This window comes from Peribacillus sp. RS7, from assembly GCF_041956845.1.
Lineage (GTDB): Bacteria > Bacillota > Bacilli > Bacillales > DSM-1321 > Peribacillus.
Map to the genome: position 1 here is coordinate 1,712,258 of NZ_CP168135.1, position 23,394 is coordinate 1,735,651.

Here is a 23,394-nt window from a genome sequence, read left to right on the forward strand (position 1 = left end):
ATGAGAGAAAATAGGCAATCCAGGCATAAGAGAAAATGGTTATTCATCACTGCTGTTTGCTTTTTAAGCATAGGTTTTTATTTTACAACGACCAACGCCTATACACTGTTAAAAGGCTATGCCATATATAAATGGAATAAGTCTGATACAACCGAGGTAACTGCTAAGCTCTCAGAACCGGAGGCGACGGCTAAACTACCCGAACCGAAGACGAATGCAGATATTCCCGATGGGCGCGAACTTTATGATGAACGACCGGAGACAGGTGATTTGATGGGTGAGCTTTATATTCCAAAAATCGAGGCAACTCTCCCAATTTACCACGGAACGGACGAAGATGAACTCGAAAAGGGCGTCGGCCATTATGCAGGGTCTGTCCTCCCTGGTGAAAAGGATAATTCCGTTTTATCCGGTCATCGAGATACTATTTTCAGAGATCTGGGTGAAGTCGGTCAAGGTGACTTGCTGATTGCCAAGACAGAAGCAGGTACGTTTACATATAAAGTGAGGAAGGTACGTATCGTCGATGCAGATGACCGTACCGTGATCGTTCCCAAACCTAAAGCCACACTTACAGTAACAACCTGCTATCCTTTTTCATATATCGGCAGTGCACCAGAACGGTACGTATTGGTTGCCGATTTATTGAAAACGGAAATGAATAAATGAGATATGGGGGCTGAAGTTATTCAGCCCCCTATTCATAAATCTTAAATGGATAGTAGATCACCTAAAAATGAACTGAGTCCGTTATATCCAAAATGCCATTAAAAAGGACCTGCCGCATAAATGGGCAAGTCCTTTTTCATAAGGAAGTTTGCTGATCCCGCTCAAGCATTTCCTCTTTGGTATATATGATTTTCATTGGATTTCCGCCGACGAAAGCTCCCTCTGGAACATCCTTATGGACAAGCGTCCCCGCAGAGACAATCGCCCCATTTCCAATTGAAAGGCCTGGAAGGATGGTCGAATTGGCTCCGATCAATACCTCATCCCCGATAACTACATCTCCTAAACGATATTCATGAATCAAATATTCATGAGCAAGAATCGTCGTATTATAGCCAATGACTGTATTTATTCCCACTGATATTTTTTCCGGAAACATCACATCCGGCATGACCATCAAGGCAAACGAAGTATGCTTTCCGACTTTCATATGTAAAAAAGTCCTGTAAAGCCAATTCTTCATACCGAGAAAAGGCGTATAACGCGCTAGCTGTATCACCACAAAGTTCTTTACGACTTTCCAGAAAGGAACGGTCTTATACACATGCCATAGTGAATTAGCCCCTTCAACTGGATAGCGGAACGTACGTCTCATCTTCTAGCCTCCGTGAGCTTTTCAACCTCAACGATATTCAATAAATCTGCCATTTGCTCCAGCATATAGTCTGGGTGATAACTTTCCAAAAATTCACGGCCTTTAATGGACCATGAGACCCCTGCCGTTTTTGTACCTGTGTTTTTCCCGCCAAGAATATCATGATAACTGTCGCCAATCATGATCGCTTCTTCAGGAACCGAACCGAGTTGATTTAAAGCTTTTACCAAAGGCTCTGGATCCGGCTTTGCATTTTGCACCTCATCAAGTGTGACCACCACTTCAAAGAATTGATCCAGTTTGCTTAAACGCAGGCCCTTTTCGACGACATCACGTTTCTTTGTCGTAACGACTGCCAATTTATAGCCGCTCTGCTTCAATGCTTGAACGGTTTCGTATACCCCGTCAAATTGTGTGACAAGCAAATCATGGTTCTTCCAATTATGCTCCCGATAGAAAGCGATCATTTCATCCACTCGCTTTGGATCGATGGAAGAAAAAGTATCAACCAAAGTCGGGCCGATAAATAGAATGATATCTTCCCGATCGAACTTTCCAGGACAAAAATGGTTTAAAGTTTCTGTAAAAGAGGCGATGATCAATTCATTTGTATTGATCAACGTACCATCAAGATCAAATAATAATGTAGTTATGTTACTGTTCATATACAGCTTCCTTTCTCTGTACACTGTCAGTCCGATTCCAAATATACGCAACGACCATCGTTAGAACAATAGCAGTGAGTAACCGAATAAGTAACAACGGCAAGACCGGAATCCCCAGTGGAATAAAAATCAGTGTGTCTTCTACAACAGCATGGCAGGCAACTAAAAAGATGAATGCAATCGTCATATCCTTCTTCGAGACATTATCTTCCTTTGCTGCTTGAATCATTACGCCAGCCCCATATGCCAATCCAAGAGTCAGACCTGTAACGAAAGGCATGGAAGCATTCTGTTTCATCCCAAGGACCTTCATAAAGGGAGCAAGGGCTTTTGAGAAGGCTTCCAGCAATTTTAAATCTTTCATGATTTGAACCACTACCATAAGCGGTATAACGATGACCGCCAGCTGGGCGATTCCGGAAAGGGCCTGGATTACACCATGTATAAGGATTGCACCCGCTCCGTTAATCTCTGCCGTCTCCCCGATAGCCACTCCTTGTGCCATTTCAGATCCGCCCTGCCAAACAAGATTGATGACGACCGCTGACAAAAGTGCAAGCCCGATCCGTACTGTTAAAATGATCCACAGCTTGACGCCGGTTTTCATTGCAACACCAGACTCGATCAATAGATTATGTGAAAAAGATAGCATCGTAGCGATAATAAAAACCTCTTTCACAGTCAAATCAAGCGTTAATATGCCTGCTATCGCTGCGTATAAATTCAGGAAATTCCCTAACACGAGCGGAATTGCCGCATCCCCTGGAAGACCGATGAGATTCATCAAAGGCGCTATCAAGTTAATGATAAATGGCAGTACAGGCGTATATTGAAGCACAGTGACGATCAGAGTAACTGGAAATATCACTTTACCCAAAGACCAAGTTGTATTCAAGCCGGAAAGAAGTCCCCTTTTAACCGAATCCACTATCACTATGCCCTCTCCCTTTACACATATTCCCTATGCATCTAAGTATCTTTTGTCTGCATGCCCACGGACCCTTCTATAGACCACTAAAGCAATGGCCACAGCTACCAGGACAATCGAGATCACTTGTGCGATACGCAGCGACTCCGTCAGCATCAAACTATCCGTCCGCAAACCTTCAATGTAAAAACGGCCGATGGAATACCATAATACATAAGTTAAAAATAGTTCACCCCTGCGCAAGTTCACTTTCCGTAAACTTAAGAGGATGATTACACCGACGATATTCCAAATCGATTCATACAAAAAGGTTGGGTGATAATACGTACCGTTAATGTACATTTGATTAATGATGAATTCAGGCAAATGCATATTTTCCAGGAATGACCTTGTTATTTCTCCCCCATGTGCTTCCTGATTCATGAAATTACCCCAACGGCCAATTGCCTGCCCCAACAATAAACTCGGTGCAGCAATATCCGCCAGCTTCCAAAATGAGACTTTCTTGACCTTGGCAAAAACTATGGCGGTCAATACCGCTCCAATCAGCGCACCGTGTATGGCAATTCCGCCATTCCATATTTTTATGATATCCCCCGGGTTTTGTGAATAGTACTCCCATTGGAAGATGACATAATAAATACGGGCACTAATGATCGCAATTGGGACAGCAAACAAAATCATATCGGTAAAAACTTCCTTATCGAGACCTCTTCGCTCAGATTCCCTTAAAGCGATAATAAGACCCAGTAACACACCAAAACCGATGATCAGTCCATACCAATGAACCTGAATAGGGCCAAGATCAATCGCTATTGGATTCAGCGGTTGTATTCCTTGTTCCATATTGTCCCCTCTTTTCCTATATACCTTTTAAAATTCATCATGTTCAGGATCTGCAATTGCATGATTCAAGCGATCTGAAAACTGTTCTGCAGCATTTACTCCCATTCGTTTCAGGCGGTAATTCATGGCTGCCACCTCAATGATAACAGCTAAATTTCGACCTGGGCGCACAGGTACGGTAATTTTCGTCACTTCCGTATCAATGATTTTCATTTTTTCTTCATCAAGACCCACCCGGTCATACTGCTTGTTTTTTTCCCATAGTTCCAGATTGATGACGATTGAGATCTTTTTATTGCTCCGGACTGCACCAGCTCCAAAAAGCGTCATTACATTAATGATTCCCAACCCTCTTATTTCAAGAAGATGTTCGATTAAATCCGGGGCATTCCCGACTAGCGTATCTTGGTCTTCCTGCCTGATTTCGACGCAATCATCGGCTACGAGGCGATGACCCCGTTTCACTAATTCCAAGGCTGTCTCACTTTTACCGACACCGCTTTTCCCGGTGATCAACACACCCAGCCCATAGATATCCACCAATACACCATGAACAGCAGTAGTTGGTGCCAACCTACTTTCAAGGAAATTGGTCAAACGGCTGTATAAGCGCGTTGTCTTCATATTAGATCTCATCACAGGAACGGATTCCCGCTCAGAAGCTTCTATCAACTCTATCGGCACTTCCTGACCACGCGTAATGATGATGCCTGGAGTAAAGTCCCTGCATAACTCTTCCATCCTCTGTATTCGATCCGGTTCATTCAACCGATTAAAAAAGGACATTTCCGTCATGCCTAAAAGCTGTACTCGATCCGCGGGATAATAATCAAAAAAACCGGCTATTTCAAGTCCTGGACGAGATAAATCACTCGTGACAATTGGACGGTTAATTCCTTCTTCCCCACTGATAAGTTCTAGACCGAACGCTTCAACTATATCTTTTGTACGGACTTTTGCCATATATCTTTCCTCCTTTTGGAGCGATGCTATTTTTAGAGATACTTTTTCTATTTTAGCATTTTTCTGTTAATAACCAAACAAAGCATTATCGATTTATTGTTTTTTTATTCACTCCGCCCGGATGATGGCACGGGATGGCCCCATAACCAGTAAAGAGATGAGAGGAACATACATGAATCCTTACACCAAAATAAAAGCAAGCCCGCCAATTTATATTGGCGGGCTTTCAGACTGTGGACAACTCGATGACAATCGATTTTGTCTACAGTTTTTTAAGGTCTTGCACAATTTAACGTTGATTTTCACTCCAGGAACTCGCTTTCCGCGGGCGGTTCACCTTTGCGCCTGCGGGGTCTCCCTAGACACGCTTTCCCCGCAGGAGTCTCGTACCTTACGTTCCAATAAACTTTGTTTTGAAATTTAGATAGAACCCCTTTTGTCTACGAACAGAAAGCCCGTCTGGCAGGCTTTCTGCTTCTTCAGGAAACTGTTATCGCGGCAGTCTTTGTTTCTGCAAAAACATGAAGCACAGGAACCTCTTCTTTAACCGTCTTAAACTTAAGGACTTTCTGAACCACATCACTTTTCTCTTCGATGATGGTCATCCCTTCTAAAGTTACATTAAAGCTTCCTAAATTAGATTTCAACTCTCCCTCAATCGCCTTACCTGGTGGCAGGATCAGCTGGACTTTCCCAGTAATAGACTTAGCATGGATTGAATCGCAATCCATCCCTGAATTCGTACAGACGATTTCCCCATTGAAAGTCTGGACATCCAGTTTCTTGAAGTATCCATCGGCATTAATAGCCCCATTCAAGGTCTCAGCTTCCAAGTCATTAAAGTTGGTATCTGATATGGTGATCATCCCGTTACCCGTTTCAAGCTCACACGAATCACCCGTACCCTGCATGATATGAATGGCACCATTCGCTGTCTTCGCTTTAAGGTTCTCCGATTTCAAAGATTCAGTCGTGATTGCACCATTGAACATCCTTATATGAATGACTTCATATTCCTTCCTTGGAATGTACATGATCGTATCGACCTTTATGGATTTCTCACGAACCTTGAACATCATCTTTCCATCTTCAATCGAAAAATCGACTTCTTCCAAAAAGTTTTTCCTAGCTTCTTCTATATCTTCCACCCGGTATACCTTTGCCTGGCATTCAACCCTGACATCATTATGGTCCCATGCAGCGATTTTTATTTTCCCATTTGCTATATCTACATCAACTTCATTGAGGAAATCAAAATCATGCTGAAAAATATGACTGACCTCCACAGATTTCCCGAAATTGAAATCAAGGTCCGTTTCTTTGATTTTCTTAAAAGCACTTTCAACAAAATCAATAATCTTTTCTTTCGATGACTGGATATTCTTCTTAAACGTATCCTGAGTGCTTCCTTCGCTTTTCTTATCCACGACTACCGTCGATAATTCATTCTGCAATTTCTGCTCTTTAGCTTCACTTTCCTGACTCGCTTTATCCAATTCTTCCAAAAGACCCATCGCTTCTTCCGCTGATAACTTTCCATCCTGAATCATTTCTAAAATTTTCTTTCTTTCCTCCTGCATGAACATTCCTCGCTTTCTTCTATCATTTTATTCATACATACGCCTAGATATCTAAAAAGTTTCATAAATACCCTTTTTCCCATCATTCGACAAAGGAAAATGACAATTTCCGAAAAGGAAAGATGTATCATTTCCCCGGAAATATCCTGTTTTCCTATTGTTTAATCAAATGATTGATTAAATGCACACCGTCATTTTTCTACAAAAAAACAAGCCGGATGGCTTGTTCTTTTAAGCATGTTCATGCTCTTGTTCTTTTTCTTCAATCCAATTTTCCATGCGAATTTGATCACGGGTCAGTACAGGTTTTAAGTATTTTCCCGTATATGATTCGGAAACTTCACATATTTTTTCAGGTGTTCCATAAGTGACGATCGTTCCGCCCTTATCTCCGCCTTCCGGTCCTAGGTCAATAATATGGTCCGCCGTCTTGATGACATCCAGATTATGCTCAATCACCAAAACTGTATCCCCATTGTCAACCAGCCGCTGCAGGACCTCGAGCAACCTTGCTATATCGTGGACATGAAGTCCGGTAGTTGGTTCATCCAAGATATAAAAGGATCTCCCAGTGGAACGGCGATGCAATTCAGATGCAAGTTTCACCCTTTGCGCTTCACCGCCTGATAAAGTGGTAGCAGGCTGTCCAAGCTTGATATAACCCAAACCAACGTCAAAAATCGTTTGTAGCTTCCGTTTGATTTTCGGTATATTTTCAAAGAAACTAACGCCTTCCTCAACTGTCATATCGAGAATGTCGGAAATGTTTTTCCCTTTATATTTCACTTCAAGCGTTTCCCTGTTATAACGTTTTCCATGACAGATTTCACATGGGACATAGACATCCGGGAGAAAATGCATTTCTATCTTGATAATCCCATCACCACGGCATGCTTCACAGCGGCCGCCCTTCACATTGAAGCTGAACCGTCCTTTTTTATAACCGCGAATCTTCGCTTCATTAGTCGAGGCAAAAACGTCACGAACATCATCAAATACACCTGTATAGGTAGCTGGATTTGATCGTGGGGTTCTACCGATCGGTGACTGGTCAATATCAATGACTTTATCTAAATGCTCAATTCCCTTGATCTCACGAAAATCGCCTGGTCTAGCTTTTGCCCGGTTCAGCTTTTGAGCCAATGACTTATGGAGGATCTCATTCACTAATGTACTTTTCCCTGATCCCGAGACTCCTGTAACGGCTGTAAAGACTCCAAGAGGGAATTTAACATTAACGTTTTTTAAATTATTTTCCTTGGCACCTTTTATTTCAATGACGCGGCCATCATTTTTCCGGCGTTCCAATGGCAATGGAATGAATTTCTTCCCTGCTAAATATTGGCCCGTTAAGGATTTAGGATTATTCATGACCTCTTCCGGAGTTCCAGCGGCCACTATTTCTCCTCCATGTGCTCCTGCGCCCGGACCAACATCGATCAAATAATCCGCAGCAAGCATCGTATCTTCATCGTGCTCGACAACAATCAGGGTGTTCCCGATTTCGCGCATATTCTTCAATGTTTCAATTAATCGATCGTTATCCCTCTGATGCAGCCCTATTGAAGGTTCATCTAAAATGTACAGGACTCCCGTCAAACGGGAACCGATCTGCGTCGCCAATCGTATACGCTGCGCTTCGCCACCTGATAATGTCCCTGCTGCCCTGCTCAAAGTCAAATATTCCAAACCTACATTAGCCAGGAATCCGAGCCGCTCACGAATCTCACGTAAAATCAATCTCGCAATGGCAGCTTCCTTTTCCGTCAAATCCAGCTCATCAAAAAATACTAACGCATCTTCCACTGATAAAGCTGTTGTTTCACTTATATGGACCCCTTGAATGAGCACGGAAAGACTCTCTTTTTTCAATCGATGACCCTTACAGGTTGGACAGTGATGTTCTGACATATATTTCTGCATTTGCTCACGAATATAGTCTGAACTCGTCTCCTTGAAGCGCCTTTCGATATTTCTTAAAACTCCTTCAAAAGGAATATATCCTTCTTGCACTCTTCCAAAATCATTTTTATAACGGAAATATATCTTATCTTTACCTGAACCAAGCAAGACCTTCTCCAATTTATCTTCCGGTAAATCTTTAACGGGGATATCCATATCTATCCCATAATGGTTGGCCACCGCTTCAAGAAGCTGAGGATAATATTGAGAACTCGTCGGCTCCCATGGCGCGATAGCATGTTGACGGAGGCTTAATTCCTTATTGGGTATGACCAGATCACGGTCCACCTCAAGCCTCGCCCCCAAACCATCACAATCCGGGCAGGCTCCAAACGGGCTATTGAAGGAGAACATCCTCGGCTCTAACTCTTCAATCGAAAACCCGCAGTATGGACAAGCATGATGTTCACTGAACAGCAGCTCTTCTTCACCCATGACGTCAATGATGACTTTGCCTTCACCGAGCTTCAAAGCACTTTCCAATGAATCTGCAAGCCGCGCCATGACACCCTCTTTAATGACAATCCGGTCTATAATGACTTCAATCGAATGTTTTTTATTTTTTTCGAGAGTGATCTCATCACTAAGATCATGCATTTCCCCGTTCACACGAATGCGGACATATCCTTGTTTCTTAACTTCCTCCAAAACTTTTGCATGTGTCCCTTTTCTGCCTGAGACAAGCGGTGCCAATACCTGAAGCTTGGTACGCTCAGGGTAATCAAGAATGCGGTCCACCATTTGCTCAATCGTTTGTGAGGTAATTTCAATATTATGGATCGGACAGGTCGGCCTGCCGACCCGTGCAAATAACAGCCTTAAATAATCATAGATTTCCGTCACAGTCCCTACGGTTGAACGTGGATTTCGACTGGTCGTTTTCTGGTCTATGGAAATGGCTGGCGACAAACCTTCGATCGCATCGACATCCGGTTTATCCACTTGGCCTAAGAATTGACGGGCATAAGCGGACAGTGATTCTACATAACGCCTTTGCCCTTCTGCATAAATCGTGTCAAAAGCCAAGGAAGACTTTCCAGATCCGGATAATCCGGTCAGCACGACAAGTTTGTCTCTCGGTATCGTGATATCAATATTCTTTAAATTATTGGCCCTGGCGCCTTTTATCACAATTTTATCCATTGCCATGTTTCGTCACCCTTCCGCTTTTAACTCTAGTAATAAATCACGCAGCTCGGCAGCTCGCTCGAAGTCCAGTGCCTTTGCCGCTTCCTTCATTTCTTTTTCCATGCTTGCCATCACTTTTACGCGCTCCTTTTTAGGAAGCTTCGCGAGACTTGGTGCAAGATCTTCTTTATACGCTTCTCCTTCTTCCGCTACGTGAGTGGCCCTGATGGAGTCCCGGATATCCTTTTGAATGGTCTGCGGCATTATTCCATACTCTTTATTATAATTTTCCTGAATTTCACGGCGCCGCTTCGTTTCATTGATGGCAAGTTCCATCGAATTCGTGATGCGGTCCGCATACATGATGACGTGGCCGTTGGCATTACGGGCTGCACGGCCCATCGTTTGAATAAGCGAGCGCTCCGAGCGAAGGAACCCTTCTTTATCGGCATCCAGAATTGTCACTAATGACACTTCCGGAATATCCAGGCCTTCCCTTAAAAGATTGATTCCAACGAGTACATCATATTTGCCCATTCGCAGTTCCCGGATGATTTCTATCCTGTCCAAGGTCTTCACTTCCGAATGAAGGTATTGGACCTTGATGCCAATTTCCTTTAAATAATCGGTTAAATCCTCAGACATCTTTTTCGTTAAGGTCGTAATGAGGACTCGCTCGTTCTTTTTGACGCGCTCTTGTATTTCACCGATCAAGTCATCTATCTGTCCTTCAATCGGCCGCACTTCTATCGTTGGATCCAGCAAGCCGGTAGGACGGATGATCTGCTGAACCATTTCTGGCGTATGTTCGAGTTCATATGGTCCCGGAGTTGCCGAAACGAATATGGATTGATGGACCTTTTTTTCAAATTCTTCAAATCTTAGCGGGCGGTTATCCTTTGCAGACGGCAGACGGAAGCCATGATCGACGAGTACTTGCTTACGTGCCTGATCCCCATTGAACATTCCCCGGATTTGCGAAAGGGTCACGTGTGATTCATCCACGACCAAAAGGAAATCCTCTGGAAAGTAATCCATTAAAGTGTAAGGTGTCGCACCTGAGGGGCGAAGCGTTAAATGGCGGGAATAGTTCTCGATCCCTGAACAAAAGCCCATTTCCCGCATCATTTCCAAATCATAACGGGTTCTCTGCTCCAAGCGCTGGGCTTCAAGGAGCTTTTCATCTTCCCTTAATTCCTTCAATCGCTCTTCCAGTTCCGTTTCGATATTTTGAACGGCTATCCTCATTTTCTCTTCGCGAGTAACGAAATGGGAAGCCGGGAAAATGGCGATATGTTCACGTTCACCGGTGATTTCACCAGTCAGGGCATCCACTTCACGGATACGGTCAATCTCATCTCCGAAAAACTCGACCCTTACGCAATGTTCATCACGTGAGGCAGGGAAAATTTCGACCACGTCGCCACGAACGCGGAAAGTCCCCCGTTGGAAAGCAATATCATTCCGCTCATATTGAATATCCACGAGTCTGTGCAGCAAGGTGTTCCGGTCTATTTCCATGCCTGTTCGGAGAGAAACGACCATCTCGCGGTACTCTTCAGGGGAACCGAGTCCATATATGCACGAAACGCTGGCGATGATGATGACATCTTTCCTTTCGAACAATGAAGAGGTAGCCGAGTGACGCAGTTTATCGATTTCATCATTGATGCTTGCATCTTTTTCGATGAATGTATCCGTGGATGGAACATAAGCTTCTGGCTGGTAGTAATCATAATAGCTGACGAAGTATTCAACGGCATTATTTGGGAAAAACTCTTTGAATTCACTGTAAAGCTGTCCTGCCAACGTTTTATTGTGGGCAATGACAAGAGTCGGTTTATTTATTTGTTGAATCACATTGGAAACGGTGAACGTCTTCCCTGTCCCCGTTGCCCCCAATAATGTCTGCATTTCCTTGCCTTCTTTAATGCCTTCGACAAGCATTTCAATTGCAGCAGGTTGATCTCCTTCAGGAGAGTATTTTGAGACTAACTCAAACTTATCCTTCACCAAGCATAGCCTCCTATTGAAATATTTTTATATGAAAACGGGACATGGCTATATCCCTTCTATTTATTCCGGTTTAAGAATGTATATATACACATTCTACCACAATCGCCTCAAAACAAACCAGCGATAAGCGAACATCCATTCTATTTTTTGTTTGTAGACTCGATGGGTATTGAGGGGAATGACAAGTTGAGTACAAAAAAAGCACCTTTGATGTCAGGCGCTCTTGGATGTTTGTTTCATCATTCTTTTTGATAACCAAAATCCCACAGTCAGGGATAAGGCATCCACGATGATCAATAAGTTTGTATGCGTATAACCTTTATATGCGGAAGCTGTAATCAAGGCAACCGTTAAAACAAGGCCAACGACATTGTTATAGGTGACTCTTGAAAATAGCATGACAAGTAGACAAGGAAGGAAAAGGGCAGAAAGAATTTTAATCATTTTTTCATCTCCTTTATAAGAGAAAAATAGAGTAGTTTCAGTTTAAATGATTATGAAGTTTTTTGCCAATCTATTTCCTGCTTGATTTTAGACGGCATCCCCTGAAGACCATTCCACCCATCCATAAATTATGCCCATTAAAAAAAGAAGCAAACCCTTTAAAGGGAAGTTTGCTTCCTTTCAGACCAATCAATATGGATCTGCTTCATGTCCTTTTCTGACTGCATCCTCTGGGTTATCCGTTCCACCCATAGTTTTTGAAGATTCCGTATGTTCAGAAGCCGAGGCTAATCCCTCTTTTAATCTGCGGCCATACTCTTCATCAGCCTCTTCGGCAAGGGCTATCATTTTTTCCTGAATCCGCTTGTCGGCAGGAGCCAATGCCGACACTAAATTGGAGATTAAATCGTCTTTTTCCCAATCTTCGAATTCACGGAATGTTTCACCAGCCTGCTTCGTATTGTTTTGGCGATCGATTGTCTCACGAACAAGTTTTCCTTCTACCAAAGGTGTATGCTCCTTGCCCGTCTGCTTGGCTTCTTTCAAACCTCCTACAGTTGATGGTTCGTAGTTGATGTGGGGGCTTTGGTTACCTCTGCCAACTTCATATTGCATCTGTCCGCCCGTCTGATTCGTGGCTGTTGGCTTCTTTGGAGCATTGATCGGCAATTGCAGATAATTCGCGCCAACACGGTGACGCTGTGTATCGGAATAAGAGAATGTACGTCCCTGTAACATCTTGTCATCAGAGAAGTCCAGTCCATCCACTAGGACACCCGTGCCGAATGCAGCCTGTTCCACTTCAGTGAAGTAGTCTTCCGGGTTTTTATCCAATACCATCGTACCGACATGCAGCCATGGGAACTCATCTTTCGGCCAGATCTTTGTGTCATCAAGAGGATCAAAATCCAACTCGGGATGATCATCATCACTCATGATCTGTACGTTGAGATCCCATTCCGGGTAGTCCCCGCGTTCGATCGCTTCATATAAATCCTGTGTGGCATGATTGAAATTCGTAGCTTGAATTTCATTAGCCTCATGCTGCGTCAGGTTCTTGATCCCTTGTTTCGGTTCCCAGTGATATTTAACAAGTACGGCTTTGCCTTCCTCATTCACCCATTTATAAGTATTGACCCCTGACCCTTGCATCATGCGGTAGTTAGCTGGAATGCCCCAAGGGGAAAACACAAAGGTAATCATATGGAATGTTTCCGGTGAACTCGAGCAAAAATCGAAAATCCTTCTGCCGTCCTGAATATTCGTGACCGGATCCGGTTTGAAGGCATGAATTAAATCCGGGAATTTCATGGCATCACGGATAAAGAAAATTTTCAGGTTATTGCCTACAAGATCCCAGTTTCCATCTTCCGTATAAAATTTAACGGCAAATCCCCTGGGGTCACGTAACGTTTCCGGGGAAGTCCCTCCATGAATAACAGAAGAAAACCTCACGAATACCGGTGTTTTTTTACCTTCTTCCTGAAAAACCTTCGCTCTCGTATATTTTGAAATTGGCTCGTCCCCCGCTTTACCAGTCGGAACAAAATAACCATGTGCACCTGCACCACGGGCATGCACCACCCGTTCAGGAATACGCTCCCTATCGAAGTGGCTGATCTTTTCCAGGAAATCGTAGTTCTCAAGTGTACTAGGACCTCTGTTTCCTACAGTTCTAAGACTCTGGTTATTCGTTACGGGGTGCCCTTGCCTGTTCGTTAATGTTTCTTTCGATTCATCATTTGTTTTTTTTGATTTATCAGACAAAAAAATCCCTCCTATGTAAATTAATTCCACAATACAACTATACTTTCCCCTATTCCCTATATTTCACTCTTCAATCTTCAAATTTTATTGAAATTGGATAAATGAGTGCTTTTCTCCTATATATGAATGAGTTTATTTTCACAACACCAACAACATATCTTCATAACATCGAATTAAAAACAGGCTGACTACACATTAATGTTTCAAGAAACTTCACTATATTTTCTAGTAATAATGAAGAGGAGCGAGCTTTATGAAAGAAAGAATAATTACCTTTTAGTAGCAATACTGATATTTGTGTCCTTCCCACGATCATCGAATGGCCCGCACCGATTCAACAACGGTTAACGTTACAGCAAGCTCCTATGGATTTAAAAGAAATCTTCGTCTGTTCTAAACTCATAAAATGATAAGAAAGCCTTGAATGGCAATCATCCATTCAAGGCTTTTTAGAGGCAGCATACCCATTTTTGAATAAGTCAACAGCACTCCATTATAATGAAATAAGGATAAAAAATTCAAAAAGCGAGGTGCCTTCATTGGGAGAATCAATAATAGGAAGACTTGGCAGGATGATGACAGGAAAAACCAGTCGTTGGGTTGTCATTGCTTTATGGATAATTGCAGCAATTCTCTTAACCTTCACATTGCCTGCCGTAAATGATCGAACAACAAATAATGCCGCTGACTTGCCTGAAGACTCAGCCTCCGTCGTGGCTGATGAACTTATTAAAAAAGAATTCCCGAAATCTTCTGGATTACCTGCCCTGCTTACATGGCATCGGGAAGGTGGACTGACAGAAGCCGACTTGGCTGAAATCCAGTACCTTTCCAAAGAACTGACAGATAACCCACTGTCCCAGCAATCTTTTCTACCACCGCTACATGAAATTCCGTTGCCTGCTCTGCAAGGATCGGTTTCGGAAGATGGAACGACTTTCGTACAGCCGCTTTTCTTTAAAGAAAAGACCGAAACTGCCATTCTGGAAAAAAATCTTGAAAGCATTAATGAAACAGTATCTGAACGCATTGGATCGGACCCATTCAAGGTACCAACAGATTCAGGTGAATTATCCCTTCGAGTGACAGGCCCTGTAGGGATATCCGTCGATGCAACGGGATTATTTTCAGGTGCGGATTTCAAATTGCTATTAGCAACCGTAATTCTTGTACTTGTTGTCTTATTACTCATTTACCGCTCCCCGCTTTTAGCCATTATTCCTTTAATCGGAGTAGGCTTCGCCTATATTGTCACAAGCCCGATCCTTGGATTCATGGCAGACCATGGTTGGATTACAGTCGATTCACAGGCCATTTCAATCATGACCGTATTATTATTCGGTGCCGGAACGGATTATTGTCTATTTTTAATTTCTCACTACAGAAGTGAATTAAGGAATCATGAAAGTAAACGGAAAGCCATGATTGCCGCATTTAAAGATTCATCAGGTGCCATTGCAATGAGCGGCCTTACGATCGTCATTTCCCTGCTAACATTGCTTGTAGCCAAATACGGAGCCTATCACCGTTTCGCTGTACCATTCAGCTTGTCCATTTTAATCATGATGCTGGCAGCTTTAACCCTTGTACCGGCATTGCTTTCTGTATTCGGGAGGGCTTCCTTCTTCCCAATCGTTCCGCGTACACCAGAAATGGAAGAAGCACGGGCCAAGAAAAAGGGAAAAGAAGTCAAAAAGCATAAAGAATCAGGTCGTATCGGTAATTGGATTGGTACTATCGTCACAACCAAGCCATGGACCGTCATTCTTACATGCCTGATCATCTTCAGTGTTTTAGCTGGATATTCTTCGCAAATAAAATATTCATATGATATTCTCTCTTCTTTCCCTGAAGATATGAACTCACGTGAAGGCTATTCCGTCATTTCCGACTCGTATTCACCAGGCGAACTGGCACCAGCCACAGTGGTTGTCGATACGGATGGTGAAGATATCGATTTAGCGTCGGCATTAAAAGGGATGAATATCGTTGAAAATGTTGCTGATCCCGTCACAAGTAAATCTAATAAAGATCTACAGTCCTATGAAGTCACATTCAACATAAACCCCTACGATATTGAAGCCATTGATTCAATTCCAGAAATCCGCACCATGGCAGAGAAAGAATTGAAGGCCGCCAATATCTCTTCTGTTGATGAAAAGGTTTGGATTGGCGGGCAAACTGCGACACAATTTGATAAAAGGGATACCGTAAAAGCCGATGAATTCATGATCATCCCGATCATCATCGTCCTGATTTCATTGCTCCTTTTAGCCTACTTGCGATCTGTGACAGCCATGGTGTATTTAATGGGAACTGTCATTCTCTCTTTCTTTGCAGCTATGGGCTTAGGTTGGATAATCTTGCATTATTTCATGGGTGTGGATGCCATAGAGGGGACAATTCCGCTTTATTCATTCGTATTCCTGGTTGCACTTGGAGAAGATTATAATATTTTCATGGTTTCAAGCATTTGGCGTAAGAAAAAAACGATGCCAATCAAGCAGGCCATTAGAAAAGGCGTTGCCGAAACTAGCGGTGTCATCACTTCAGCCGGCATAATCTTGGCAGCCACTTTTTCCGTTCTTGCCACACTTCCGATTCAAGTATTGGTTCAATTCGGGCTCATTACTGCTCTAGGTGTGTTAATGGACACATTCATCGTGCGCCCGTTCCTGGTCCCGGCAATCACCTCCCTCCTTGGCCGCTATGCCTTTTGGCCGAGTAAGGTGACTAATCAAAAAGAGAATGAACATGCCAATTAATAAAGAAAGTTAGCTTTTACCCTTCTTAAAAAGAAAAACCCTGTGCTCCTTAAATGCACAGGGTTTTTACACGTTTTCTAAAATAAGGAAAACTTTCAGTTGACACTTCTACTTTCACCTCTTATAATTACATTAAGTTCAGATATCTCAAATTAAAGATATATATATTCGAGATTAATAATCAGGAGGAATAACCATGACAAATACAAAGTGGACAGTCGACCCGACTCACAGTGCTATTGAATTTTCTGTAAAACATATGATGATCGCCAAAGTAAAAGGAAGTTTTAATAAGTTCGAGGCAAACATTTCAGCAGATCCACTGGACCTAACAACTGCAGATATTGATTTTACCGTAGATGTGGCCAGTATAGACACACGGAATGCAGACCGGGATAACCACTTGCGTTCCGCTGACTTTTTTGATGTAGAAAAAAACCCTACATTAACATTCCAATCAACTAAAATCGTGAAAACGAATGAAGATGAATACGATGTAACAGGTAATGTAACTCTTAACGGAATCACACAAGAAGAAACTTTCGCCATCACCTTCGAAGGCCAAGGAAAAGATCCATGGGGAAATGAAAAAGCGGGTTTTAGTGGGAAAGGGAAAGTTAAACGCAGTGATTATGGTTTGACCTATAACGCAGCATTAGAAACAGGCGGCGTACTAATCGGCGATCAAATCACTCTTACCATCGAAATCGAAGTTGCTAAAGTAGCTTAATGAATAAGAAAGAAGCAGCCATCCCCAGGATGGCTGCTTCTTTCTTATTCAAAGTATTCATTTTATCGGAATTACGAATTCCTCGTTTTATAAAGTAAGTAAATGAAGTATGGTGCCCCGATGCTCGCTGTAAAGACACCAGCAGGTATTTCCAAAGGTGAGAATAAGGTCCGTCCAATCAAATCCGCTACCATAACAAGGATGCCGCCAAGCAAAGCTGAAGTAGGCAACAACACCCCAAAACTCGAACCAACCAGCCTTCTAGCCATATGAGGCGCCATTAGTCCCACAAAGCCAATTCCTCCAGCAAAAGCGGTAGAACCACCAATCAATGCCGTACTGATCATCAATAATGTAAACCGCTGTTTTTGGACATGTCCTCCAAGCCCCGTTGCAAGGTCATCGCCTAACTCCTGTAAATTAATATTCCTGGCATATAGAAAGGCAAGTAAAAGGAATAGAATCGTCCATGGAGCTAGCACCGCGATATTACTCCAGGTGGAGTTAGATACTGAACCCGTGATCCAAAGGTTTGCCTGGCTCGCTTGAAAGACGGGCCCAAGAATCATCATCATTGTAGTGAGTGCCTTCATTAAAGCCATCACCCCGATCCCAATCAACACAAGCCTTATCGGGGGAACTCCATTTTTCCAGGCTAAAGAATAAACAAGCAATGCCACGACTGTCGCCCCAATGAATGCAGCTAACGGAAGCCAATTGATGCTTACCGTTAACGAATGGTTCTTATCGCTAAAAAAGGCCATGAATCCAACGACCGCTACAGTCGCCCCTCCTGTTATCCCCAAGATATCCGGGGAGGCAAGTGGATTTCGAATCATCCCCTGAAGGATACCTCCAGCTACCGCAAGACCCATTCCTACCAAGAGAGCAACAATTATTCTGGGCAGGCGGAAAGATTGGATAATAAGCCGATCGCTTTCCGTCCCCCCTCCAATAAAGACCTGAAGTACGCTCAACGGATGGATATTCATTTCACCCACAGCAGTACTGATCACAAACACTAATGAAGTGACTAAAAATAATGCGAAAATCACGATCATAGCTTTTTTATCCATTAAGAATGATATTTTTTCATTAAACAAACGAAAGCTCTTATATGACTTCATCGACCGCTGAACCCCTTTCTAGCTATATAAATAAAGAATGGGGTCCCGATTATGGCTGTCATGACTCCAACAGGAACTTCTCGGGGCATCAGGATATACCTGGATATGATATCGGCTACGATTAAAAGCACCGCCCCGAAAAGTCCAGAGAAAGGAATCAACCAGCGATGATCGATGCCTATTATAGAACGGGTAAGATGCGGAACGACGATTCCAATAAAACCAATCGGACCCGCAACCGCTACTGATCCTCCAGCTAGCAGGATGACTGCCAGTCCCAGAACCAGTTTAAGGAAAACTATGTTCAGTCCTAGACCTTTTGCAACATCTTCACCCATGGATAACACATTCATTTTACCGGACACGATCAAGGCAATGCCCCAACCAACAACAAGATACGGCAGGACGGCAATTAAATTGTCCAGACTTCTCCCGGAAACTGATCCAGCAAGCCAGAACAGCACTTGCTCTAAAAGGGCCTCATTAGAAACGAGAAGACCTTGTGTGAGTGAAGATACCATGGCAGTCATGGCTGCACCGGCCAATGTCAGCTTCATCGGTGTCAAGCCGCCCCGTCCCATGCTTCCAATCATATATATGCTTATCGCGGCTATGGCGGCCCCTATAAAAGACAACCATGTGAATACTTGAAGATTGCTTATCCCAAAAACGGTGACCCCAGTGACAACCGCCAATCCCGCGCCTGCGTTGACACCGAATATATCTGGAGAAGCGAGTGGATTTTTAGTTAGCGTTTGCATTAACACCCCTGAGATGGCCAAACTTGCACCAATTGCCGATGCGATTAGGGCTCGTGGTAGTCTGACTGATTGAATGACAATGTGTTCATTCGTCCCATTGAAATGGGTAAAAGCATCAATGGCCATTTGCCATGTTGTATTTGTATACCCGTATACTATGCTTGAGCACATTAAAAACAGCAGCAAAAGAATGGTAATGAACAGCCCCATCCATTTCTGCCATGACTTTTTTAATAACATATCCAGTTACCTTTCCAATCACGTTTGTATATCTTATTTAATTCAATTGTACTGGCGATAACAGGATTATGTCAACGAATTTGAGAATCATTTTCAATTATATATTGACAGAAAAGTATATTCATTTTATGATGATGCTGTTAAGTGCGAATGATTATCATTTGCCGGAAAATTGGGAGGGATACATAGATGTTTAGATTTAAGTCATTATTAACGATTTTTACAATATTTGCAGTCTTCCTTCTAGCAGCTTGCGGGAATTCGAATGATCAAGCCGAAGGAAATAAAGCTGAAGACAAGAAAGAAGAGAAAAGCTACACAATTAAGCATGCCATGGGCACTGCTGAATTGAAAGAAACGCCTAAAAGAGTGGTCGTTCTGACAAATGAAGGTACTGAAGCATTACTTGCTTTAGGAATCAAACCTGTTGGTGCCGTTCAATCATGGCTTGGCGACCCTTGGTACGACCATATTAAAGATGATATGGATGGGGTCGAAGTTGTTGGTGTAGAACATGAAGTTAACTTAGAGAAAATCGCATCACTGAAGCCTGACTTGATTATTGGAAGCAAGATTCGCCAAGAGGCTGTTTATGATAAATTAAATGCAATCGCCCCTACCGTATTATCTGAAACGCTAAGAGGAGATTGGAAAGAAAACTTTAAACTATATTCAAAAGCCTTGAACCTTGAAGAAAAAGGAAACGACGTAATTGCAGAATTCGATAAACACACAGAAGATCTTAAAGCTAAATTGGGTGATAAGGTAAATCAAGAAGTTTCCGTTGTTCGTTTCATGGCTGGAACTACTCGTATTTATTACACAGACTCATTCTCTGGAGTGATTTTCGATCAATTAGGATTTAAACGTGCAGAACAACAAAAGGAATTGTTCACTGCAGATAATAAATTAGGTAACCTTGCCATCGAGGTAGGAAAAGAAGTCATCCCTAAAATGGATGGAGATCTTCTCTTTTACTTCACCTACGCTCCTGAAGGCGACAAACAAGCTCTAAGCACAGCAAAAGAATGGACAAATGATCCACTTTGGAAAAACCTTGATGCAGTCAAAAATGGAAATGCTCATGAAGTTAGCGACGCAACATGGAATACAGCTGGTGGAGTACTTGCAGCTAATAAAATGCTGGATGATATAGAAAAGATCATGCTTGAAAAGTAATAACACGTTTCTATTGAAAACGGCCTTTCTCGATATATTTCGAGAAAGGCCGTTTTATTTTATATGCATGTGCACCGCTTTTGCGGCATTAACCCACTTGTCCGCTTTCCTTCAATTGATCGTCAACGAACAAGATGCCCAATTCGTAATGCTCCCCGTCAAAAAGAGCTCTTTGCACAAAACGAATCTGTTCATTATTATCGATGACCTCAAGCTTGCAATGCGCCCGGTTTATTTGGAGAGCCCTGTATAACTCTCCTTCTTCCCTGACGACGACACCATTTATTTTCGAAATGACCTCGCCTTTAAGCAACCCCATTTTATCCGCCGGAGATTGAGGGATAACGCCTAAGATCTGGACACCAAGCTTACTTTTAGAAAAATAAAAAGGAAGCTTTTCATCCAATGCCTTTTGGGAATAATGAAGGAATTCACGACCCAAGATTGCTAAAACGGCCGTTATGATTGCCAATGGGGGGTACCAGTAACCACCCACTGCCAATGCCGTAATCACAAATCCCAATGCCCCTACCTTTTTGCCTTGCGCCCTTATGGCCTGTTCCGGGAGCGTCCCATGAACTTTTTGCTTGAAGCCGATTAAAATGGGAAGCAAGATTGGCGACAGGTATGTGTCCCCGATTGAAAAAACCGGATACCATTCGAAGGGAACTGGAAGTTGTCCTCCCGGAATCATGACGAACATGGGAATTAGCCAGATTCGTTGTGAAACATACACACCAATCGGCTGCCCCCTCTTGGATACCTCCAACTGAGGGGAGACCTTTTTGCTTCCATTGCCAACAATCAAAAACCCTTCAGCAATCAGTAATAACCCTATTAAAATAACAAGTGTCTGATACACGGACCGATCAAGCTGATTAAAAACATCCTGAAATACCGTCAGCTTGATATCTCTATCATATAGAAAAAAAAGGATGAAGAAGGTGAGTCCCACTGTATAAACGGGGGAAACAAACCGCTTTTTCATGGATAGCATGGACAAGATCGTAACCCCAGCCATGATGAACAGTGCCGCCAAAGGAATGGTGAATCCCGAAGCCAACGTGAGGACAGAAAAGATCAATCCCCATATCAATCCTTGTGGTAGCATGGAACGTAGCTCCATGGAAACTCTGTAGATCTTCGTATTAAAATCATGTCGTTCCCGTTTAACTCGAAGATAGCCGATGAATAAACAATAGGCAATCGAAACATAAAGCAAAGGATGAAGGAAGAGTTTTCCTAATCCCATTAAGCATGCTATCAGCCAATCCGTTGTCAATTTCTTTCCACCATCCTCAAAGTATCAATATTTTGTCAAATTTCGTTCTGGTCAGTTACCTCCTATTCTATCAAAAATGTAACCTCCATGCCTATTAAGATGCAGAAAAAATAGCTTTATCTCATGTTTTCCCTATACTGCCTTCATGTTTGCAGACAGGCGTTGATCCAACGCAAAAAAGGCACCGCTCCAAGGGAACGGCGCACTACAGTTATTTAACTAAATAATTCAAAGCCGTGCGTAACTGAATATCATTATCTTCATCCTGGATCTTGTCCAGAATGGCGGATTCCAGATGTGCTGCGGTTTTTGCGTCCAGCTTACCTGTCACTTTCAGGCCAAATTGTTTTTGGAATGCTTTTACGGCGATTTCTGTATTCCAATCATAATATCCATCCTCACGACCAGGTTCAAATCCAAGTCCTTTCAGAATGCTTTGGGCATACTGGATTTGTTCATCATTCATATCCCGCTGCAAGACATTCTCAACAGCCAGCTGATGGGCATCAAAGTAATCGGGCTGTTTTACTTTGATGGTCGGTTCGATCCCTTTTTTATGGATCCAGTTCCCTGAAGGCGTCAGCCACTTATATAACGTAAGTTTAATCTTACTGCCATCACCCATTGGTACTGCTTGCTGTACTGTGCCTTTCCCGAAGGTCTTCTCGCCGACCAATGGATAGCCTCCCGCCTCTTGCATCGCGCCAGCCAGGATTTCAGAGGCCGAAGCGCTGCCTTTATCCGTCAAGACGGCAATTGGATAACTTTTCGCTTTCTTAAGGCTTGTAAAAAACGATTGTGTTTCTCCCGTTCTTTCTGCAATTTGCAAATAGGGCTTTTCTTTTGTGATAAACTCGCCAAGAATCGTTTCCACACTAGAAAGAAGGCCACCTGGGTTGCCGCGTACATCTATGACCAAGCCTCCGATCCCCCTCTTTTCCAGCTCCTTCATCTGCTTTTTGAAATCATTCGCAGTATTTTCCGAGAATGTGGTCAGCTCGATGTAACCGATTTGTTCCCCGGCGACTTCCTTAATTGATGAAAATACGGTATCCAATGGAATTTCGGCACGCACCATATTGAATTCAAGTGGGTTGGAAACCCCCGCCCGCTTGATTTCCATTTTGACGGGTGACCCTTTTTCACCACGGATTTTCAGGCGTGTTTCATACAGATCCAAACCTTCTACACTTTCACCATTCACCTTAAGGATTTGATCTTTCGGCTTTAATCCAGCTTTCTCAGCAGGCGAATCTTTGTAAGGAGATACGATTATGACCTTACCATCTTCCATACCAATTTCAGTACCTATCCCTTCAAAAGAGGAGTCCAAGGTTTCATTGAATTGCTTAGCGGTCTCCTTGTCCATATATACGGAATAAGGATCTTTCAATGCTGACAGCATGCCTTGGATGGCACCTTCCACCAGATTAGAACCGTCCACCTGTTCTACATACTGACTTACGATCAAACCGTAAGCTTGTTCCACTTTTGCCCATTCCTTATCCTTCAATATTGTTTGGCTTTCATCCTTTGCTTCATTCTTATCCGGAAGGCTTGTCCAATATATGCCCCCCACTGCTCCAATGGCTAGTGACATGATGATTGCTAGAGGAAGTACCCATTTTTTGACCATATTTATCCCCATTTCTGACCTGATATGTAATTCACTATATGAGGGGGTTGG

18 protein-coding genes are annotated in these 23,394 nt (G+C 42.9%); 4 read left to right on the top strand and 14 right to left on the bottom strand.

Features of this window, described 5'->3' with window-relative positions:
• A complete protein-coding gene (locus tag ACDZ29_RS08890) occupies nucleotides 1-669 on the top strand; it encodes a class D sortase (RefSeq protein ID WP_375090682.1) in 669 nt (222 codons plus the stop codon).
• Between the two features lie 136 nt (nucleotides 670-805).
• On the opposite strand, the gene ACDZ29_RS08895 is transcribed toward ACDZ29_RS08890, so the two are convergent.
• The 10 genes from ACDZ29_RS08895 to ACDZ29_RS08940 all read right to left on the bottom strand — a co-directional run bounded on the left by ACDZ29_RS08895 (nucleotide 806) and on the right by ACDZ29_RS08940 (nucleotide 13,623).
• Nucleotides 806-1,324 carry a DapH/DapD/GlmU-related protein gene (locus ACDZ29_RS08895; RefSeq protein WP_061465570.1) on the bottom strand — a complete coding sequence of 173 codons (519 nt, stop codon included), beginning with the start codon at nucleotides 1,322-1,324 and terminating at the stop codon, nucleotides 806-808.
• A complete protein-coding gene (ppaX, locus tag ACDZ29_RS08900) occupies nucleotides 1,321-1,989 on the bottom strand; it encodes a pyrophosphatase PpaX (protein ID WP_375090683.1) in 669 nt (222 codons plus the stop codon). Before ppaX ends, ACDZ29_RS08895 begins: the two co-directional genes overlap by 4 nt.
• A complete protein-coding gene (locus ACDZ29_RS08905) occupies nucleotides 1,979-2,923 on the bottom strand; it encodes a nucleoside recognition domain-containing protein (RefSeq protein ID WP_375090684.1) in 945 nt (314 codons plus the stop codon). Before ACDZ29_RS08905 ends, ppaX begins: the two co-directional genes overlap by 11 nt.
• 27 nt (nucleotides 2,924-2,950) lie before the next feature.
• A complete protein-coding gene (lgt, locus tag ACDZ29_RS08910; RefSeq protein ID WP_289326957.1) occupies nucleotides 2,951-3,763 on the bottom strand; it encodes a prolipoprotein diacylglyceryl transferase in 813 nt (270 codons plus the stop codon).
• A gap of 27 nt (nucleotides 3,764-3,790) precedes the next feature.
• Nucleotides 3,791-4,726: an HPr(Ser) kinase/phosphatase gene (gene hprK, locus ACDZ29_RS08915; RefSeq protein WP_034309933.1), complete on the bottom strand. Its 936-nt coding sequence runs from the start codon at nucleotides 4,724-4,726 to the stop codon at nucleotides 3,791-3,793.
• Nucleotides 4,727-5,205: 479 nt separating this feature from the next.
• A complete protein-coding gene (locus tag ACDZ29_RS08920) occupies nucleotides 5,206-6,306 on the bottom strand; it encodes a DUF4097 domain-containing protein (protein WP_375090685.1) in 1,101 nt (366 codons plus the stop codon).
• A 231-nt stretch (nucleotides 6,307-6,537) separates the two neighbouring features.
• A complete protein-coding gene (uvrA, locus tag ACDZ29_RS08925; RefSeq protein WP_370016795.1) occupies nucleotides 6,538-9,417 on the bottom strand; it encodes an excinuclease ABC subunit UvrA in 2,880 nt (959 codons plus the stop codon).
• 6 nt (nucleotides 9,418-9,423) lie between these two features.
• On the bottom strand, nucleotides 9,424-11,409 hold the full coding sequence (gene uvrB / locus ACDZ29_RS08930; RefSeq protein WP_375090686.1) for an excinuclease ABC subunit UvrB: 1,986 nt from the start codon (nucleotides 11,407-11,409) through the stop codon (nucleotides 9,424-9,426).
• Between the two features lie 216 nt (nucleotides 11,410-11,625).
• Nucleotides 11,626-11,856, bottom strand: a complete 231-nt coding sequence (locus tag ACDZ29_RS08935) for a CsbA family protein (RefSeq protein WP_289326962.1) — start codon at nucleotides 11,854-11,856, stop codon at nucleotides 11,626-11,628.
• Nucleotides 11,857-12,045: 189 nt separating this feature from the next.
• The gene (locus tag ACDZ29_RS08940) at nucleotides 12,046-13,623 is read right to left on the bottom strand and encodes a catalase (protein WP_375090687.1); all 1,578 of its coding nucleotides are present in this window, start codon (nucleotides 13,621-13,623) and stop codon (nucleotides 12,046-12,048) included.
• A gap of 572 nt (nucleotides 13,624-14,195) precedes the next feature.
• Here ACDZ29_RS08940 and ACDZ29_RS08945 point away from each other — a divergent pair.
• Together ACDZ29_RS08945 and ACDZ29_RS08950 are read left to right on the top strand one after the other, a co-directional pair.
• Nucleotides 14,196-16,388, top strand: a complete 2,193-nt coding sequence (locus ACDZ29_RS08945; protein ID WP_375091120.1) for an MMPL family transporter — start codon at nucleotides 14,196-14,198, stop codon at nucleotides 16,386-16,388.
• Between the two features lie 196 nt (nucleotides 16,389-16,584).
• A complete protein-coding gene (locus tag ACDZ29_RS08950) occupies nucleotides 16,585-17,118 on the top strand; it encodes a YceI family protein (protein ID WP_375090688.1) in 534 nt (177 codons plus the stop codon).
• 71 nt (nucleotides 17,119-17,189) lie between these two features.
• On the opposite strand, the gene ACDZ29_RS08955 is transcribed toward ACDZ29_RS08950, so the two are convergent.
• Together ACDZ29_RS08955 and ACDZ29_RS08960 are read right to left on the bottom strand one after the other, a co-directional pair.
• Nucleotides 17,190-18,245: an iron ABC transporter permease gene (locus ACDZ29_RS08955; RefSeq protein WP_289326964.1), complete on the bottom strand. Its 1,056-nt coding sequence runs from the start codon at nucleotides 18,243-18,245 to the stop codon at nucleotides 17,190-17,192.
• Nucleotides 18,242-19,246, bottom strand: coding sequence for a FecCD family ABC transporter permease (locus tag ACDZ29_RS08960; protein ID WP_375090689.1), 1,005 nt, complete (start codon nucleotides 19,244-19,246; stop codon nucleotides 18,242-18,244). The genes ACDZ29_RS08955 and ACDZ29_RS08960 overlap by 4 nt, the downstream gene beginning before the upstream one ends.
• 189 nt (nucleotides 19,247-19,435) lie before the next feature.
• On the opposite strand from ACDZ29_RS08960, the gene ACDZ29_RS08965 reads away from it, so the two are divergent.
• Entirely contained in the window at nucleotides 19,436-20,425 is a 990-nt protein-coding gene (locus tag ACDZ29_RS08965) for an ABC transporter substrate-binding protein (RefSeq protein ID WP_375090690.1), read from the top strand.
• Between the two features lie 88 nt (nucleotides 20,426-20,513).
• Here the strand turns inward: ACDZ29_RS08965 and ACDZ29_RS08970 are convergent, their stop codons facing one another.
• The gene (locus tag ACDZ29_RS08970) at nucleotides 20,514-21,707 is read right to left on the bottom strand and encodes a PDZ domain-containing protein (RefSeq protein WP_375090691.1); all 1,194 of its coding nucleotides are present in this window, start codon (nucleotides 21,705-21,707) and stop codon (nucleotides 20,514-20,516) included.
• A 211-nt stretch (nucleotides 21,708-21,918) separates the two neighbouring features.
• Nucleotides 21,919-23,343 (bottom strand): S41 family peptidase, encoded by a 1,425-nt coding sequence (locus tag ACDZ29_RS08975; protein WP_289326968.1) that lies wholly within the window; start codon nucleotides 23,341-23,343, stop codon nucleotides 21,919-21,921.
• Nucleotides 23,344-23,394 lie beyond the last annotated feature (51 nt).